Below are 16,402 nucleotides of genomic sequence, written 5' to 3'. Positions count from 1 at the left end.
GGCGGGCGGCCGTTGCCGCCACCGGACTCGCCACGACGCGGGCGGCCACGGACGCCGCCGGGACGGCCGCCTTCGCGGTGACCGTGACCCTCGCGCGAACCCTGGTAGCCGCCGCGGTCGCCGCCACCGTAGCCGCGGCCACCGCCACGACGCGGGGACTCACGACGACGCTCGACGACCGGCTCGCCGCTGGGCTGCTGCGCACCGGTGATGCGGGTGAGCTCGGCGTCGCCCGGGCGGATGGTGGTCTGCTCGGCGCGGACACCGGCGCGGTCGGTCATCCGGCGCACCATGCGGCGCTGGTCGTGGGTGACCAGCGTGACCACGACACCGGACGCCCCGGCGCGCGCGGTGCGGCCGGCGCGGTGCAGGTAGTCCTTGTGGTCAGCGGCCGGGTCGACGTGCAGCACCAGCGAGATGTCGTCGACGTGGATGCCGCGCGCGGCGACGTCCGTGGCGACGAGGACGGGCGCGTAGCCCTCCTTGAAGTCCGCGAGGACCCGGTTGCGCTGGCCCTGCGTCTTGCCGCCGTGCAGCGCGGCCGCGTGGACGCCCTTCTCGCGCAGGCGCTCGGTGAGGCGGTCCACGTGGTGCTTGGTGCGGACGAACATGATCGTGCGGCCCTCGCGGGCGCCGATCTCGGTGATGATGTCCTGCTTGTCCTGGTGCGACACCTGGAACACGTGGTGGTCCATGGTGGTGACGCTCGCGGTCGACGGGGCGACCGAGTGGGTGACCGGGTCGGTCAGGTACGCGCGGACCAGCCTGTCGACGTCACCGTCGAGGGTGGCCGAGAACAGCAGGCGCTGGCCGCGGGCCGGGGTCAGGTCGAGGATCTCGCGGACCTGCGGCATGAAGCCCATGTCGGCCATCTGGTCGGCCTCGTCGAGCGCGACGAAGTTGATGTCCGACAGCGACGCGGTGCCCTGGCGGACGTGGTCCGACAGCCGGCCGGGGGTGGCGATCAGCAGGTCGACGCCGCGGGAAAGCGCGTCGGCCTGGCGGGTGAAGGCCATGCCGCCGACGGCGGTGCGGCACCACAGGCCGAGGGACTTGGCCAGCGGGGTCAGCGAGTCGGCGACCTGCATGGCCAGCTCGCGGGTCGGGACCAGGATCAGCGCGCGCGGGTGCTTCGGCCGGGCGCGGCCGCCGTTGAGCCGGGTCAGCATCGCGAGGCCGAAGGCCAGGGTCTTGCCGGAACCGGTCTGGGCGCGGCCGAGCACGTCGCGGCCGGCGAGCGCGTCGGGGATGGTCGCCGACTGGATCGGGAACGGGGTGGTGATACCGGCGTCGGCCAGCGCCCGCAGCAGCGGGTCGGGGAGGCCGAGTTCCGCCCAGGTCTTCGCCTTGACCGTCTCGACGGCGTCTTCGCGCAGCATCGCGTCACCCGCGGGGCGGGTGCGCGGCTTGCGGTGCTGACGCGCCGACGGTGAGACGTGGCCGGAGTTGAACGTGACTGTCACAAATGCCTCTCGGACGTGGCACGTCACAAGGAGGCCCGGGCTGCCCGCGCGCAGGCAGGGCAAGATGGTGTGCACAGATGGGCGTTCACAGGGACGAACCCGGCACACCGCGTCTGCGTGACACCGCGCGCCAATTGGTTGATACGGATACCGCGAGCCATTCGGTTGGCTTTGGAGGCGACGGACACCACTCATCCACGCCGCCGGTTGCGGTCTAGTACTACTGTACCGGACCGTTATCCGGCCTCCCAACTGGAGGGACCGATTGTGGGCAGGGTCTCCACCGAGGGTTCTCCCGGCGTGTCATGAAGGGGTCTTTCCTGACGGATCACGTCAGGAAAGACCCCTTCATGACACTGTGGAGGGTCAGCGCAGCCCGGCGATCTCTTGCAGTTCCTCGATCAGCTCGGTGACCGACGTCAGCCGCTCCGGCAGTCCCCGTGAGTGGAACCACGCGGCGATGTTCCGCACGTCCCGCGCGAGGAACTCGAGCCCGCCCGGATTGGCGACGATGTCGACCACCTGGGGCAGGTCGATCACCATGATCCGCTCGCGGTGGACGAGCAGGTTGTACGCCGAGAGGTCGCCGTGCGCGAGCCCCTGCGACGCCAGCAGTTCCAGCATCGCCGAGGTCTGGAACCACAGCTCCCGCAACTGTTCCGGCTCCGGCCGGACCTGCGCGAGCCGCGGCGCCGCCGTCTCGCCGTCGCCGAGGAATTCCAGCAGGATTTCGGTTCCGTCGCGCTGCACCGGGTACGGCACCGGGGCACCGACCGTCCAGAGCCTGCTCAGCGCGCCGAATTCGGCCACCGCCCACTGTTCGGCGATGAGGTTGCGGCCGAAGCTGCTGCGCGACTCCATGGCCCGCATCTCCCGCGAACGCCGCATCCGCCTGCCTTCGAGGTAGCCGGCGTCACGATGGAACAAGCGGTGCTCACCACTGCGGTACCGCTTGGCGGCCAGCACGGTGCCCTCGGTGCCGGGCAGATTGCGCCGGACGAGGTGGACGTCCGCCTCCTTGCCGGTCTTGAGGATGCCGAGTTCGGTGTCCACCGCCGCCAGTTCGGTGATCACCCAGTCCGGCCGGGGCTGCGGCCCGTGCTCGGCGTCTCCCCAGGTGCTCCAGCGGTCGGCGCCGTCGGGGATGGCGGTTTCGGTGTAGGCGTCCTCACGCAGCCGGGCCAGCCGGACCTTTTCGGCTTCGGTGAGCCGTCCGCCGCGCGTGGGTTCGGGCTCGTCGTCGAAACGAGGACGACGGATACGGCGAGGACGTTGTTCGTAGGACTCTTCGAGATCGTGCTTGCGCACTGGTGGGTTCTCCTAGTCAGGGGTGCCCCACCGGGCGAGCGTCGTGGCTCCGCGCTCAGCCGCGAGGGGCGAGTGGATGGGGGCGGACAACGCCCCGGACAGTCATCAGCACGAGGCACCTCCCTGTCGCATCCACCGGCTCCCTGCCGGATCGCGCACGATCATCTCGGACACCCTCAGGCGCGCGCAACCGAATTAATTCGAGGGCGGAGGGGAGGGAGTGTCGTGAGTGGTGAGGCCGGCTCGGACGGACTCGTGTTTACCTGCCCACTGGTGTGATCGGCGGTCGAGTGTGGAGGATTCGGGACGTTCACCGTCCCGGATCCTCCACACTCGGGGTCAATCTCCCCCGCCACCGCGTCTGCCACCGTCGCCAAGGACGGTGGCAGACGAGGTACCTGCGCTTACCCGTCTGCACGTACATGAAGGCCCCCTTCACTGCGCCAGGCGCAGTGAAGGGGGCCTTCACGTACTTGGCAAGGTGTGAAGGTCGAGTTTCCTCGGCTCAGCCGAGGGAAGGGGGCCTCCACGCGCGGCCGCTGTGACTACTGTGGTTGCTGGTGCCTGTGGGGCGAAAGTGGCGATCGCTCAGGTAGTGAAGGCCTCCTTCACTACCTTCAGGGTAGGCAAGGAGGCCTTCACGGACCTCGGCGAGCACCTAGGCGGACCGCAGTCCGGCGAGTTCGCTCCGCGACCGCACCTTCAGCTTCCGCAGAACACTCGCGACGTGCTGTTCCACCGTGCGCCGCGACAGGAACAGCACCTCGGCGATCTCCCGGTTGGTGTGCCCGGCGGCCAGCAGGCGGGCGACGTCGCGTTCGCGCGGGGACAGTTCGTCGCCGTACCCACGGCGGCCGCGTCGCGACGGGGCGACCGCGCCGGTGGACCGGAACGCGTGACGGCATCGAGCGGCGTCGCGGGTGGCGCCGAGCCGGTCGAACGCTTCGGCGAGCGCGGCGAACGTCTCGGCGACGTCCTCGTTCCCGGCCAGGCGGCACCGCGCGGCCCGTTCGGCGATCAGCGCCGCGTGATACGGCGCGGGGAGGGCTTCGAACCGGGTCCGCGCCTGTTCGAAGGCTTTGATCGCGGTCGCGTGGTCGCCCCGGGCCGCCGCGACGAGACCGCGGTTCGCGGCCAGCGCGGCATGGGTGGCCGGCGCGTCGAGACCGCCGATCTCGCGTTCGAACTCGTCGGTCAGCGCCTCCGCCTGGTCTTCCCGGCCGGTGACGCAGTACGCGTCGACGGCGGCCATGAGCAGATCCGCGCCCCAGGCCCAGACACCCTTGGCGCGCAAGAGTTCCAGTCCCTTTTCGGCCTGGGTGACGGCGGCTTCGCCGAGGTCCTGCGCGAGCAGCATGCCCGCCATCCCGGCGTGCGCCGCGATCACGACCGGCGTGAACGCGTTCTCCGGCTGGTCCGCCGCGGTCCCGGCGAACCGGGCGGCGGCCTCGTCCCATTCGCCGCGGGCGGCGGCGAGCAGGCCCAGCACCAGGCACAGTTCGCTGGTCACGGGCAGGAGGTCGCGGTACTCGTCGATCAGCGCGTCGGCCCGTTCGGCGAGGCCGTCCCAGTTCCCGGTGAGCCAGTCGGTGTGGACGGCGGTCGCGCTGGCGGTGCTGACGACGTACGGCGCCCCGCAGTCGGCGGCCAGCTGCAGCCCGCTGCGCAGCAGGCTCCTGGCCCGCCGGTGGTGGCCCGTCCAGGCGCAGGCGTCCGCGATGTTGCAGTGCAGCCGCGAAAGATGCCGCTGCTCGTCGGGCGAACCGACGCTGGTGGGCGCCCGGTCCAGCATGTCCCAGCCGCGGGCGTCCCCGATGTGCAGCCGGGACGCCGCGTTGTTGGCCAGCAGGATGATCTTCAGCCGCCGATCGGTGGCTTGGTCGATGAGGCCGTCCACCCGGTCCATCCATCGCCGGTGTTCCCGCAGCGGCGTCGCGCCGACCCACGGCTGGGCGAGCACGCCCATCCCGCGTCCGGCCAGGTCGGGCCGGTCGGAGAGGTCGTTGACGGCGATCTCGATCTCGGTCCTCGCCGCCTCCAGCCCGCCTGCCTGGCGCACCAGCAGGAGCCCGAGGCCCAGCCGGACCTCGCCGCTCAGCCGTCCGGACAGCCTGCCGTCGGTGAGCAGCCGCTCCAGCGCGGGGACGACCTCGGCCTGCGCGAGGCCGTTGCACGCCACCGAGCTGAACTTGACCGCCAGTCTGTCCACATCGGACGGTTGCAGGCCCGGTTCGTCGAGCAGGGTGCGGAGCAGGTCCGTCGCGGTGGCGAGATCGCCGACCGTCGACGCCTGATCCGCGGCCGCTTCGCCGTACTTCAGGGCACCGGCCCGGTCGCCGGCTTTGCGGCAGTGTTCGGCGAGCCGCACCAGGGACTGCGGGAGGCGGTCGCGCAGCAGCCGCGACGCCCGCCGGTGCAGCTCCTGGCGATCGGGGCCGGGGATGGCGCGGTACACGGCTTGCTGGGCGAACGCGTGCCGGAAGCCGTAGGTGCCTTCACCGCTCTCCACCAGGACGTTGCGTTCGAGCGCGAGGACGAGCGCGCGGCGGGCGCGTTCGGGGGCGATCGCGGCCGCGGCGGTCAGCAGGTCCGAAGTGGACGGTGTGCCGAGAACGGCGGCGGCCTCGGTGATCCGCCGCGCCGCCGACGGCAGCGCGATGAGGCGCTCGACGGTCGCTTCCTTCAACAGCGCGGGGACTTCGACCGTGTCCAGCAGGCGTCGCGCGGTCGCGCCGTCGGCGTGCACCGCGCCCTCGACACCCCCGATGGCGTGCACGATCTCCTCGACCACGAACGGGAGCCCCGCGGTGCGCTCGTGCAGTCGCGCGGCGAACTCGGCCGACACGTTCGCCTCGCCGAGCAGGGCCGACACCAGCGCCTGGACGCCGTCGCGGTCCAGCGGACGGAGCGTGACGGGTACGTGCGTGGTGCCGGGCACGGGCCGGTAGGCGCTGCCGAGCGGGATGCCGCCGGGCGTCTCTTCACGCCGGTAGGTGAGCAGGAGGGTCAGGCCCGCGGGCGGGTCGGTCATCAGGAACCGCAGCAGGCGCCGGGAGCCGTCGTCCGCCCAGTGGAGGTCTTCGATGAGGAGGATGTGCGGGCCCAGCGCGCAGAGCAGCTCCCGGACGGCGCGGAAGAGCCGGTGCCGTTCGGCGCGGGGATCGCCGAGCCGGGCGGGCGGCTCGGGCAGGAAGGCCGCGAGTTCCGGCAGGTAGGGCGCGAGCACGCCGGTCACGGGGTTGAGTTCGCGCGCCGGGCGGACGTCCTTCAGCGCGTCGAAGACGACGCCGTAGGGGAAGGGCTCGCGCAACGGCTGGCAGCTTCCGGTGAAGACCGGCCGTCCGGCCAGTTCGGGGCAGGCCAGCAGTTCGGTGGCGAGCCGGGTCTTGCCCACGCCCGCTTCGCCTTCGAGCATGAGCACGGACGGCGAGCGCATCGCGCCGTCGAGGAGCTCGCGTAGTTCAGCTTCACGGCCGACGAGAACTGGCGAGCTCGTCCTGCGTCGGCAGCCACCGATCACCATGCCGGGTCACCCCCGCTTCACGAACAACACCGTTCGAGTGAACGCAGCTTAAGCGCGGATTCAGTGCTCACGGAACCCGCTCGGACGGTCACACAACTTTCGTAGGGATGGTGATTTTCCCTATTAGATACGTAGTCCTACGGACCGTTGCCTCGCTTGTTCGTGCAGGTACCGCCACCCGAAAGTGATTCCAGCGTGACTGCTCGTCACGGCGTCGGCCCGGATTCTCGCCGACGCGAACCACCTGTTCGAGTGAACGGAGCTCAGGAAATGCGTGGAGAACTTCGACGTCACCGGATCGCTGGTGCGGTGCTCGCCGGGGCCTGTGTGACGGCCTCGCTGGCCTTCGCCGGGTCGGCGACGGCCGCCGAGGGGCAGATCCTCGGCGCCGGTGCGCCGGGAGCGGTCACGGACGGGTACATCGTCTCGTTGAAGAGCGGCGACGCCGGTCTCGCGGCCAAGTACGGCGGCCAGGTGAAGGCGACCTACGGCGCCGCGCTGAACGGCTTCTCGGTGAAGATGACCGAGGCGCAGGCCAAGCGGCTCGCCGCCGACCCGGCCGTCGACTTCGTCCAGCAGGACGCCGTCGCGCACATCACCGGCACCCAGAACAACCCGACCTGGGGCCTGGACCGGGTCGACCAGCAGAAGCTGCCGCTGGACAAGAAGTACACCTACCCGAACGACGGGGCGGGGGCGACGGTCTACGTCGTCGACACCGGCGTGGACTACCGCCAGTCCGAATTCGGCGGCCGCGCCTCCAGCGGGTACGACTTCATCGACAACGACGCCGACGCCAAGGACTGCCAGGGCCACGGCACGCACGTCGCCGGCACGGTCGGCAGCGCCACCTACGGCGTGGCCAAGGGCGCCAAGATCGTCGCGGTCCGCGTGCTGAACTGCCAGGGCAGTGGCCAGTACTCGCAGATCATCAGCGGGATCGACTGGGTCATCAAGAACGCCAAGGGCCCGTCGGTGCTCACCATGAGCCTCGGTGGCCCGGCCGACAACGGCGTCGACGCCGCCGTGCGCCGCGCGGTCTCGGCGGGCATCACGAACACGGTGGCCTCCGGGAATTCCAACACGAACGCCTGCAGCACCAGCCCGGCGCGCGTGAAGGAGGCCATCACGGTCAACGCCACGCAGAACGACGACCGCCGGTCCACGTTCTCGAACTACGGCAGCTGCACCGACATCTTCGCGCCCGGCACCAACATCACCTCGCTGCGCAACGGTGGCGGTACCCAGCAGATGAGCGGGACCTCGATGGCGACGCCGCACGTCGCCGGCGCGGCCGCGATCTACCTGACCTCGCACCCGTCGGCCAACCCCGCCGCCGTGGCCTCCGGTCTGGCCGCCGCCGCCACCAACGGCGTCGTGACCAGCCCCGGTTCCGGCTCGACCAACAAACTGCTGAACGTGGCAGGTCTCTGATGCGCCGCGGCGTGCGCGGCGGGGTGGTGGCCCTCGCGGCCACCGCACTCGCCGCGCTCGCCGCCGGCAACGCCGTCGCCGCGCAGGCGGAAGGCGTTGTCGTGCAGGCGAACCAGCACTACGGGGATCAGTACATCGTGGAACTCCACGAGGTCGGCACCATGGCCGTCGAGCAGTCTTCGGCTTCGCTGACCAGCCGCTACGGCGGCGAGGTCCGGTCGGCGTACAAGAACGTGCTCCGCGGTTTCTCGGTCAAGGGCCTGTCCGAGCAGCAGGCCCGGCGCCTCGCGGCGGATCCGGCGGTCAAGACGGTCTACCAGGACGGCACCGCGCGTGCCGTCGGCACCCAGACCAACCCCACCTGGGGCCTCGACCGCATCGACCAGAAGAACCTGCCGCGCGACAAGAGCTTCACGTACCCGAACACGGGTGAGGGCGTCACCGCGTACGACCTCGACACCGGGATCAACCCGGAGAACCCCGAGTACGAGGGGCGCGCGTCCATCGGCAAGGACTTCGTGGGCGGCAACGGCAAGGACTGCAACGGGCACGGCAGTCACACCGCGGGCACCATCGGCAGCAAGACCTACGGCGTGGCCAAGAAGGTCAAGCTCGTCGGGCTGAAGGTGCTCGGCAACGACTGTTCGGGCAACGGCCCCGACTCCGCCATCGTGGACGCGGCGGAGTGGCTGACCTCGAACGGCACCAAACCGGCGGTGGCGAACCTGAGCCTGCGGATGGACCAGGTCGGCCTCGGCGACGACGTCATCAAGAAGTCCATCGCGGCGGGCTTCGTCTACGTGGTGGCGGCGGGCAACGAGAACCAGAACGCCTGCAACGTCAGCCCCGCCCGCATCCCCGAGGCGATCACGGTCGGCGCCTCGGACGAGAACGACAACAAGTCCTCGTTCTCCAACCACAGTTCGTGCGTGGACATCTTCGCCCCTGGCAGCAACATCACGTCGCTGTCCACGTCCAACGGTGGTTCGGCGAACATGAGCGGGACTTCGATGGCCACGCCGCACGTGGCCGGTGCCGCGGCGCTGTACCTCGCCGCGAACTCCGGCGCCACCGCGCAGCAGACGCGGGACGCGCTGGTGAACAACTCCTCGGACGGCGTGCTCAAGGGCCTGCCGAGCGGAACGGTGAACAAGCTGCTGAACGTCTCGTTCATCGGCGGAGGCGGCCCCGGCCCGAAGTGCGGGGCCAAATCCAACACGACACCGGTGTCCATTCCGGACGCGGGTGACGCGGTGACCAGTTCGGTGACGCAGGAAGGCTGCGACGGCAAGGCGTCGGCGACGCTGCCGGTCAAGGTCGACATCGCGCACACCTACACCGGTGACCTGGCGATAGACCTGATCGGGCCGAGCGGTGCGGTGTTCGGCCTCAAGCAGGCGGGAGGGATCGGCGAGGCGAGCGGCGTGCACACGTCGTACACGGTGAACGCCTCGTCCGAACCGGCGAACGGGACCTGGAAACTGCGGGTCCGTGACGTCTACCGGTTCGACAGCGGGACGATCGAAGGCTTCTCCATCACCTTCTGAGTCCTTGCGAAGGGCGGTGCGCCGCGGTCACGATGACCGCGGCGCACTGTCGTTCTCGCTGGGAGGCCTTGGATGGAGTCGTACGACGCCGTGATCGTCGGTGGCGGGCACAACGGCCTGGTGGCGGCCGCCTATCTGGCCAGGGCCGGCCGCTCGGTGCTGGTGCTGGAACGCCGGGACGAGGTCGGTGGCGCGGCGGTGTCGTTCCGGGCCTTTCCCGGCGTCGACGTCCGGCTTTCGCGGTACTCGTACCTGGTGAGCCTGCTGCCGCGCAAGATCATCGCGGACCTCGGGCTCACACTCGATCTCCGGCGACGGCGGATGTCGTCGTACACGCCTGTCGGCGACGGCGGTCTCCTTGTCGACACGGGCGACGACGGCCGCACTTCGGCGTCGTTCTCCGCGCTCACCGGGTCCACAAAGGACTTCGAAGCGTGGCGACGGTTCTACGCGATGACCTCCCGGGTCGCCGAGGCGACGTTCTCGACGCTGACCGAGCCGCTGGTCTCCCGCGCGGAGCTGCGTTCGCGGATCGAGCCGGAGGGCTGGGACGCGCTGTTCGAACGGCCGATCGCGGAAACACTCGTCCGGATGTTCGGCGACGACACCGTCCGCGGCGTCGTCCTGACCGACGCGCTGATCGGGACCTTCGCCGACGCCGGCGACTTCCGGCAGAACCTTTGCCTGCTCTACCACGTGATCGGCAACGAAACCGGCGACTGGGACGTGCCGGTGGGCGGGATGGGCGCGGTGACCGGGGCGCTCGCGTCGGCCGCGCGGACGGCGGGGGCGCGGCTGGTGACCGGCGCCGAGGTGCTGTCCCTCGATCCGGACGGTTCGGTGCGCTATCGGCTCGGTGACGACGAGTTCGCCGTGCGCGGCGGGCACGTGCTGTCGAACGTCGCGCCGCGAACCCTTGCCCGGTTGCTGGGGGAGGAGCCGCCGGAGTCGCCGGAAGGCGCGCAGCTCAAGGTGAACATGGTGCTGTCACGGCTGCCCCGGCTGCGCGATGCGAGCGTCGACCCGCGCGAGGCGTTCGGGGGCACGTTCCACGTCAACGAGGGTTACGGGCAGCTGGCGACGGCTTACGCCGAGGCCGCCGCGGGCGAGATCCCTTCACTGCCGCCGTGTGAGATCTACTGTCATTCGCTGACCGACCCGTCGATCCTCGGCCCGGCCGAGCGGGCCGCCGGTGTGCAGACACTGACCTTGTTCGGGCTGCACATGCCGGCGCGGCTGTTCGAGGGACGCAACGACGCCGCGCGCGAAGAGGCGTTGCGAGCGACTTTGTCCTCTTTGGACAGTGTGCTGGCCGAGCCGATCGAGGACTGCGTGCTGCGCGCGCCGGACGGCCGGTCGTGCGTCGAGGCGAAGACACCGCTGGACCTCGAAGCCGAGCTGGGATTGCCCGCGGGTCACATCTTCCATCGCGATCTGTCATGGCCCTATGCGGCCGATGCCGCTCAGGTGGGTCGTTGGGGAGTCGAGACCGAACACGAGCGGGTGCTGCTCTGTGGCGCGGGCGCCGTACGGGGTGGTGGCGTTTCGGGCATCCCCGGTCACAATGCCGCCATGGCGGTGCTTTCCCGCTCCTGAAGTGTCATAAGGGGTCCCCTCAAGACGAAAAACGTCTTGAGGGGACCCCTTATGACACGCGCGCTACTGGACGGTGAGGGTGTAGGTCGCCGTAGCGGTCTTGCCCGCCGAGTCCGTCGCGGTGACGGTCACCGGATACGTGCCCCGCTGGAACGGCGCGGCCACCTGCATGGTCGAGTTGCCGCCGCTCGAGATCGTCTTCGGGTTGAAGAACGGTGCGAACGGCAGGCCCTGTCCGGACGCCGAAAGCGTGATCGTGCCGGTCCCGCCGGTGGCGGAAACCGTGACGTTGCTGAAGAAGCCGGGCTGGACGGTCCCGCTGCCGGGGTTCACGCTCACCTTCAGGTCGCCGGGCTGCGGGCCGCCGTTGCCGACGGTCAGCGTCAGCTTCGTGGTCGCCGTGTCCGTGGTGCCCTTGCCCGAGATCGTGACCGCGTAGTCCTTTTCGGCCGTCCCGGCGGGAACGTCGATGCTCACCTTCGCCGACTCACCCGAGTTGATGGCCGCGGGCTGGAACGTGGCCTTCGCGCCGTCCGGAAGCCCCGACGCGCTCAGATCGACCTTCTCCGCGCCGTTCTTGCCCGGCTTGCTGGTCACCGTGGCCGAAACGTACTTGCCCGGCTCGACCTTGAGTGAGGACGGCGTCACCGCGAGGGAGAACGTCTCGGGGTTGTTCGGCTCGCCGATCTGCTGCTTGACCCAGTCGCCCATGTCGTTGTTGAGCCGGCCGTAGACGCTGTACCACTTGAAGTCGCTGCGGCTCCAGGACGCGACGCCGACGACCTTGCCGTCCACGATGAGCGGACCGCCGCTGTCACCCGGCAGGATGGTGACGCGGCCGTCGCTGTAACCGCTGCAGATCATCGTGGCGTCTTTGAAACCCGCGCCGACACCATTGCAGTTGCTGCCCTGCACGACCGGCAGGGTGAACTTGTGCAGTTCGACGTTGCGGGTGTCGTCGTTGAAGTCCTTCTTGCCGTAGCCGAGCCCCAGCCCGGACTTGCCCGGCTTGTTCAGGTCCGTGTCGGCCGACGTCGCGACCTTCGCGTACTGGCCGCCCGGCACCGGGATGTCGGCGTCCGTGGTGACCACCGCGACGTCGTAACCCTGGTCGAAGTTGACGTACTTCGGGTGGATGTCGTAGCTGACGACGCCGATCCTCGTCCCGCCGCCCGCGTTGAGATCGTCCAGTCCGTAAAGGAAGCTCTTCTCGCCTTCGGCCGCCTTGCAGTGGGCGGCGATCAGGATCTTGCGCGGCGCCACGACCGAACCGGTGCACGTCTGGCCCTGCGGCCGGGAGCCGCCCTGGCGCAGGCCCGCGATGATGAACGGGTGGTCCTTGACCGAGGCGGGCGTGCCGCCGATGGAGTTCGTGTGCGGTCCACTGGGGACGACCGCTTGATCCGTCGGCGTGACCGCGGGCAGGTTCGCGGCGGCCGCGGGCGCGGGGAGGAGGACCGAGAGGCAGCCGAGGGTGGCGGTGGCGATCCCCAGCAGCCGTTGTCTTCTGTTCACGGTGGTTCCTTTCCAGGTGGCTGGAAATCACTTTCCGCATCCGTGCCTGGTGGAACAACCGAGGAAGAAGCCCGTAGGGGTACGGAACTAATGCACGCCGTCGCCGGTGAGTAGTTCGATGCTGTGGTCGCCGGTGCGCTCGACGTCGAGACCGGCTTTCGACAGCACGCGCATCAGCTGTTCCACAGTGGACGGTTCGCTCCGGGACTTCACCAGTTCCGCGGCCAGCCGTCCCTTGTAGGCCTTGTTGAAATGGCTCACCGTGGTCCGGTTGCCCTTCGCGTCTTCTGTCACGACGCGCACGGTCACCGCGTCCGGCCGGAGTTTCGCGAGCGCCGAGTACGTTCCGGAACGCAGGTCGACGACCAGCCCCTCGATGCCCTGGAGCACCGGTTCGAGCACCGGCTTCCACACGCTGCGGATGGTCCCCAGCGACGGCAGCGCGTTCCCGCCGGAAAGCCGGTACGCGGGGATCGGGTCCGTCGCCGCGACCACGCCGAACAGCGCCGAAGCGACGGCGAGGCGCTTCTCGGCCTTCGCCAGCGTCGCCTTGGTGAAGGACTTCACGTCGAGCGCGTCGTAGAGCACCCCGGTGTAGCGGCGCAGCCCGGGCATCGTGGGCGAGGTCCACAGTTCGGCGTTGCGGGCGACCTCGTCGGCCTGTCGTGGCGTGATCCCGAGCGCGGCGACGCTGGCCGGGACGTCGGCTGCGAGTTCGGACAGCGCGTCGGCCAGCTTCGCCCTGGTCGGGTTCAGTTCCGGGAACGACAGCGCGCCGAGGTCCAGCGGCGCGCCGGTGCCGCCGGCGGCCTTGGTTTCGGAAGGGGGGAGCAGCACGAGCACCACGGAAGCGTAACTAAATGGGGTGCGTCACTCCGAGGCGCGGGCTTAGCCTCGTCCGCATGAGCCTGACCTGGCGCCCGCTGACCATGGAAGACATGCCACGACTGGCCGAGACCTTCGCCGCGGCGGAGCGTGTCGAGCCGATCGAAGAGCACTACAGCGCGGAGGACCTCGCCGAAGAGATCGGCTCGCCGAACGTCGACCTGCCGACGGCGACCACCAGCGCCTGGGACGGCGGCAAGCTGGTCGCCTACGGCCTGCTCAGGCGGCGTGACGCGGCGAATCCGGCGCATATGGTGCGGGTCGAGACGCTCGTCCACCCCGGGTACCGCGACGACGCGATCGCCGCGCGCCTCACCGCCTGGTTCGAGAAGACGGGCAAGGAGATCCACGCGAAGTCCCATCCGGACGCACCGCTGGAACTGCACGCCGCGGCCAACACCAAACAGCGCTGGCTCACCGACCTGCTCGTGGACGCCGGTTACGAGCACGCCCGGTGGTTCGTCGACATGCGGGCCGACCTCGGCTCGCTCCCGCCGGTCAAGCCGCTGCCCGAAGAGTTCCCCCTCGTCGCTTACGAGGACAAGTACGAGGAACTCACCCTGCGGTCCCGCAACGAGACCTTCGCGGACCATTGGGGGAGCACGGAGCAGTCCCCGGAGGCCTGGCGGCATCTCGTGGTGGGCGCGAAGGACTTCCAGCCGGATCTGTCGTTCCTGTTGCTGAGCCCGGCCGGGGACAAAGTGGTCGCGATGGTGCTGACCGCGCATTTCGCCTCCGACGAGGCCGCGACGGGTGTGAAAGAGCTGTATGCCAGTCACGTCGCGACCGACGCGGGCCTTCGTGGACGCGGCATCGCCGGCGCGCTGCTCGGTCACACGCTCGTCAAAGCCAAGGCCGCGGGCTTCCAACGCGCTTCGCTCAACGTCGATCAGGACAACACGCATCGCGCTCTCGGCGTCTACGAGCGCGTCGGGTTCAGCGAGCATCAGCGCTGGGCCGGGTACGTGAAGCCCATCGCCACCTGACCGGTTGTCACCCGAAAGGGCGTATTTCGGTACAGTCGATCTTCTCGGAGAGATCGCTGGGGGTGGTAGGGCGTTGCCGGTTTCCGCACGCCTCGGCTGGCACGACCTGCCGTCGGCGACGCGCGACGCCGTGGAGCGTGAGCTCGGGTCGGCGGTCCGTCGTTCGCTGTGGCAGACCCCGGAATTCGACGGCGGTGTCGCCGCGAGGCTCGAACTCGACCGCGGTCATCGCTGGGTTTTCCTGAAGGCCATTCCGGCCGACAGTCCGCGAGCGGGCGGCTACCGGACGGAGGCCGCCATCGCGCGACGGCTGCCACCGGAGGCGCCGACGCCGAGGTTACTGTCCTTTGTGGATGGTGACTGGCTGGTGCTCGCGTTCGCCGACTTCGACGGCACGAGGCCAAACCTGCGCCCAGGCTCGCCGGACATCTCCGCGGTCCTGGCCACGTTCGGCGCGCTCGGGCGCACGCTCACGCCGTGCCCGCTGCCCGACGTCCCGGACGCACTCGACGATCTCGGCCCGCTCCTGCGCGGATGGCACGAACTGGCGAAGGAACTTCCCGGCGACCTCGACGGCTGGGCCGTCCGCAACCTCGACAGGCTCGTCCAGCTGGAGACGTCCTGGCATCCCTGGTCGGCCGGGGACACCTTGCTGCACAACGACATCCAGCTCGAATACCTGGTGCGGACCGGGCCGGGCAGGGTGCTCGTCACCAACTGGCGCTATCCGGCGAGGGGCGCGGGCTGGCTCGATCTGGTCGCGCTCGTCCCGTATCTGCTCGACGCCGGGCACGAACCCGCCGACGTCGACCGCCTGCTGCGGCGCCGCCCCGTGCTCGCCGGCGTCCCGGTCTGGGCGGTCACCGCTTTCGGCGTCGCCCTGGCAGGGCACGCCGAACGCGCGTCCCGGTTACCGGAACCACCCGCGACGACCGGCGTCCGCGCGGCGCAACGCCGTCTCGCCGCGGCCATGCGCGACTGGCTCGCCTACCGGACCCACTGGCCCTAGGCCGTCAGGTCGCATCCAGAGGACTAAACGCCCCACGAGCACCCGGGGCACGCCGCGCCGAACACGTGAGTTCCGGCTTCAAGCACGCGAGTTCCGCCTCTGATCACGCGAGTCACGTCCGCGCCCCGGCCGAGAACCCGGCGAACGAGCCGGGAGCAGGCACCGTGACAAGTCCGTCAGCGCGACAAAGTACGTCAGCCGACGACGTGCAGCGGGTCTTCGCCCGCGACATACCGGCGCAGTTGCTCGGCGACCAGCCGCTTCGCGCGCGGGTAGAACGACGCCGATCCGCCCGCGATGTGCGGCGTGATGATCACGCCCGGCGCGGACCACAGCGGATGCCCGGCGGGCAGCGGCTCCGGATCGACGACGTCCAGCGCGGCCCGCAACCGTCCGGAGACGGTCTCCGCGGTGAGCGCCCCGGTGTCGATCGCCGAGCCCCGCCCGACGTTCACCACCAGGGCGTCGTCCGGCAGCGCGGCGAGTTCCGCGGCGCCGAACAAGCCCATGGTCGCGGGCGTTTCGGGCAGGATCAGGACCACGATGTCGGCGGACGGCAGCAGTTCCGCCAGTTCGCCGACGCCGTGCACCCGTTCCGCGGGCCGGGCCGTGCTCGCCACCCTGGTCACGACGGCCTCGGCCGCGACCAGCTGCCGCTCGATGGCCTGGCCGATCGAGCCGTGGCCGACCAGCAGCACCCGGCTGTCCGCCAGCGAACGCGTGTGCTCGCGATCCCACGACGCCGTCGCCTGCTGCGCGAACCAGCGCGGCAGATCCCGCTGGGACGCGTGGATCAGCGCCAGCGCGTGCTCGGCCACGCTGAGGTCGTGCAGGCCGCGGCCGTTGGCCAGCTTCACTCCCGCCGGTACCAGCGGGACCAGCTTCTCCACCCCGGCCGAAAGCGCCTGCACCAGCTTCAACGCGGGAAGCCGGGCGATCAGCTTCGTCGGCTCCGAACCCGAGTCGTACGGCAGCACGTAGACCTCGACGTCATCGAGGTCGCCGTCCGGCAGCGGACCCGTGCCGTCGTAGAGCCGGGCGCTCAGCCCGTCGGGCAGCTCGATGTCGGACCAGGGCAGGATGGCTCGCTCCGTCATGCCGCCATTCTGACCATGGGACTCGCCGCGGAATCCGTT

11 protein-coding genes are annotated in these 16,402 nt (G+C 70.1%); 5 read left to right on the top strand and 6 right to left on the bottom strand.

What is annotated here, in order from left to right; translation table 11 throughout:
* From CFP71_RS16710 to CFP71_RS16700, 3 genes are all read right to left on the bottom strand, one after another.
* Nucleotides 1-1,463 (bottom strand): DEAD/DEAH box helicase (locus CFP71_RS16710; protein WP_093934773.1); only part of this gene is annotated, 1,463 nt, incomplete at its 3' end.
* 366 nt (nucleotides 1,464-1,829) lie between these two features.
* A complete protein-coding gene (locus CFP71_RS16705; RefSeq protein ID WP_093934772.1) occupies nucleotides 1,830-2,771 on the bottom strand; it encodes a serine protein kinase RIO in 942 nt (313 codons plus the stop codon).
* A gap of 658 nt (nucleotides 2,772-3,429) precedes the next feature.
* Complete coding sequence (locus CFP71_RS16700) at nucleotides 3,430-6,294, bottom strand: ATP-binding protein (protein ID WP_093934771.1); 2,865 nt, start codon at nucleotides 6,292-6,294, stop codon at nucleotides 3,430-3,432.
* Between the two features lie 270 nt (nucleotides 6,295-6,564).
* Between CFP71_RS16700 and CFP71_RS16695 the strand changes: the two genes are divergently transcribed.
* From CFP71_RS16695 to CFP71_RS16685, 3 genes are all read left to right on the top strand, one after another.
* The gene (locus CFP71_RS16695; RefSeq protein ID WP_093934770.1) at nucleotides 6,565-7,728 is read left to right on the top strand and encodes a S8 family peptidase; all 1,164 of its coding nucleotides are present in this window, start codon (nucleotides 6,565-6,567) and stop codon (nucleotides 7,726-7,728) included.
* Nucleotides 7,728-9,275 carry a S8 family peptidase gene (locus CFP71_RS16690; RefSeq protein WP_093934769.1) on the top strand — a complete coding sequence of 516 codons (1,548 nt, stop codon included), beginning with the start codon at nucleotides 7,728-7,730 and terminating at the stop codon, nucleotides 9,273-9,275. The genes CFP71_RS16695 and CFP71_RS16690 overlap by 1 nt, the downstream gene beginning before the upstream one ends.
* Before the next feature lie 72 nt (nucleotides 9,276-9,347).
* Nucleotides 9,348-10,871, top strand: coding sequence for a phytoene desaturase family protein (locus CFP71_RS16685; protein ID WP_093934768.1), 1,524 nt, complete (start codon nucleotides 9,348-9,350; stop codon nucleotides 10,869-10,871).
* A 63-nt stretch (nucleotides 10,872-10,934) separates the two neighbouring features.
* Here CFP71_RS16685 and CFP71_RS16680 read toward each other — a convergent pair whose 3' ends face one another.
* On the bottom strand, nucleotides 10,935-12,386 hold the full coding sequence (locus CFP71_RS16680) for a trypsin-like serine protease (RefSeq protein ID WP_093934767.1): 1,452 nt from the start codon (nucleotides 12,384-12,386) through the stop codon (nucleotides 10,935-10,937).
* An 87-nt stretch (nucleotides 12,387-12,473) separates the two neighbouring features.
* A complete protein-coding gene (gene yaaA / locus CFP71_RS16675; RefSeq protein WP_093934779.1) occupies nucleotides 12,474-13,229 on the bottom strand; it encodes a peroxide stress protein YaaA in 756 nt (251 codons plus the stop codon).
* 59 nt (nucleotides 13,230-13,288) lie between these two features.
* Between yaaA and CFP71_RS16670 the strand changes: the two genes are divergently transcribed.
* Together CFP71_RS16670 and CFP71_RS16665 are read left to right on the top strand one after the other, a co-directional pair.
* Entirely contained in the window at nucleotides 13,289-14,257 is a 969-nt protein-coding gene (locus CFP71_RS16670; RefSeq protein WP_093934766.1) for a GNAT family N-acetyltransferase, read from the top strand.
* A 73-nt stretch (nucleotides 14,258-14,330) separates the two neighbouring features.
* Entirely contained in the window at nucleotides 14,331-15,266 is a 936-nt protein-coding gene (locus CFP71_RS16665) for an aminoglycoside phosphotransferase (protein ID WP_093934765.1), read from the top strand.
* 194 nt (nucleotides 15,267-15,460) lie between these two features.
* Here the strand turns inward: CFP71_RS16665 and CFP71_RS16660 are convergent, their stop codons facing one another.
* Nucleotides 15,461-16,363 carry a 2-hydroxyacid dehydrogenase gene (locus tag CFP71_RS16660; protein ID WP_093934764.1) on the bottom strand — a complete coding sequence of 301 codons (903 nt, stop codon included), beginning with the start codon at nucleotides 16,361-16,363 and terminating at the stop codon, nucleotides 15,461-15,463.
* Nucleotides 16,364-16,402 lie beyond the last annotated feature (39 nt).

Origin of the sequence: Amycolatopsis thailandensis (genome assembly GCF_002234405.1) — a bacterium.
GTDB classification, from domain to species: Bacteria; Actinomycetota; Actinomycetes; order Mycobacteriales; family Pseudonocardiaceae; genus Amycolatopsis; species Amycolatopsis thailandensis.
This window is presented reverse-complemented; position numbering and strand designations above follow the sequence as displayed.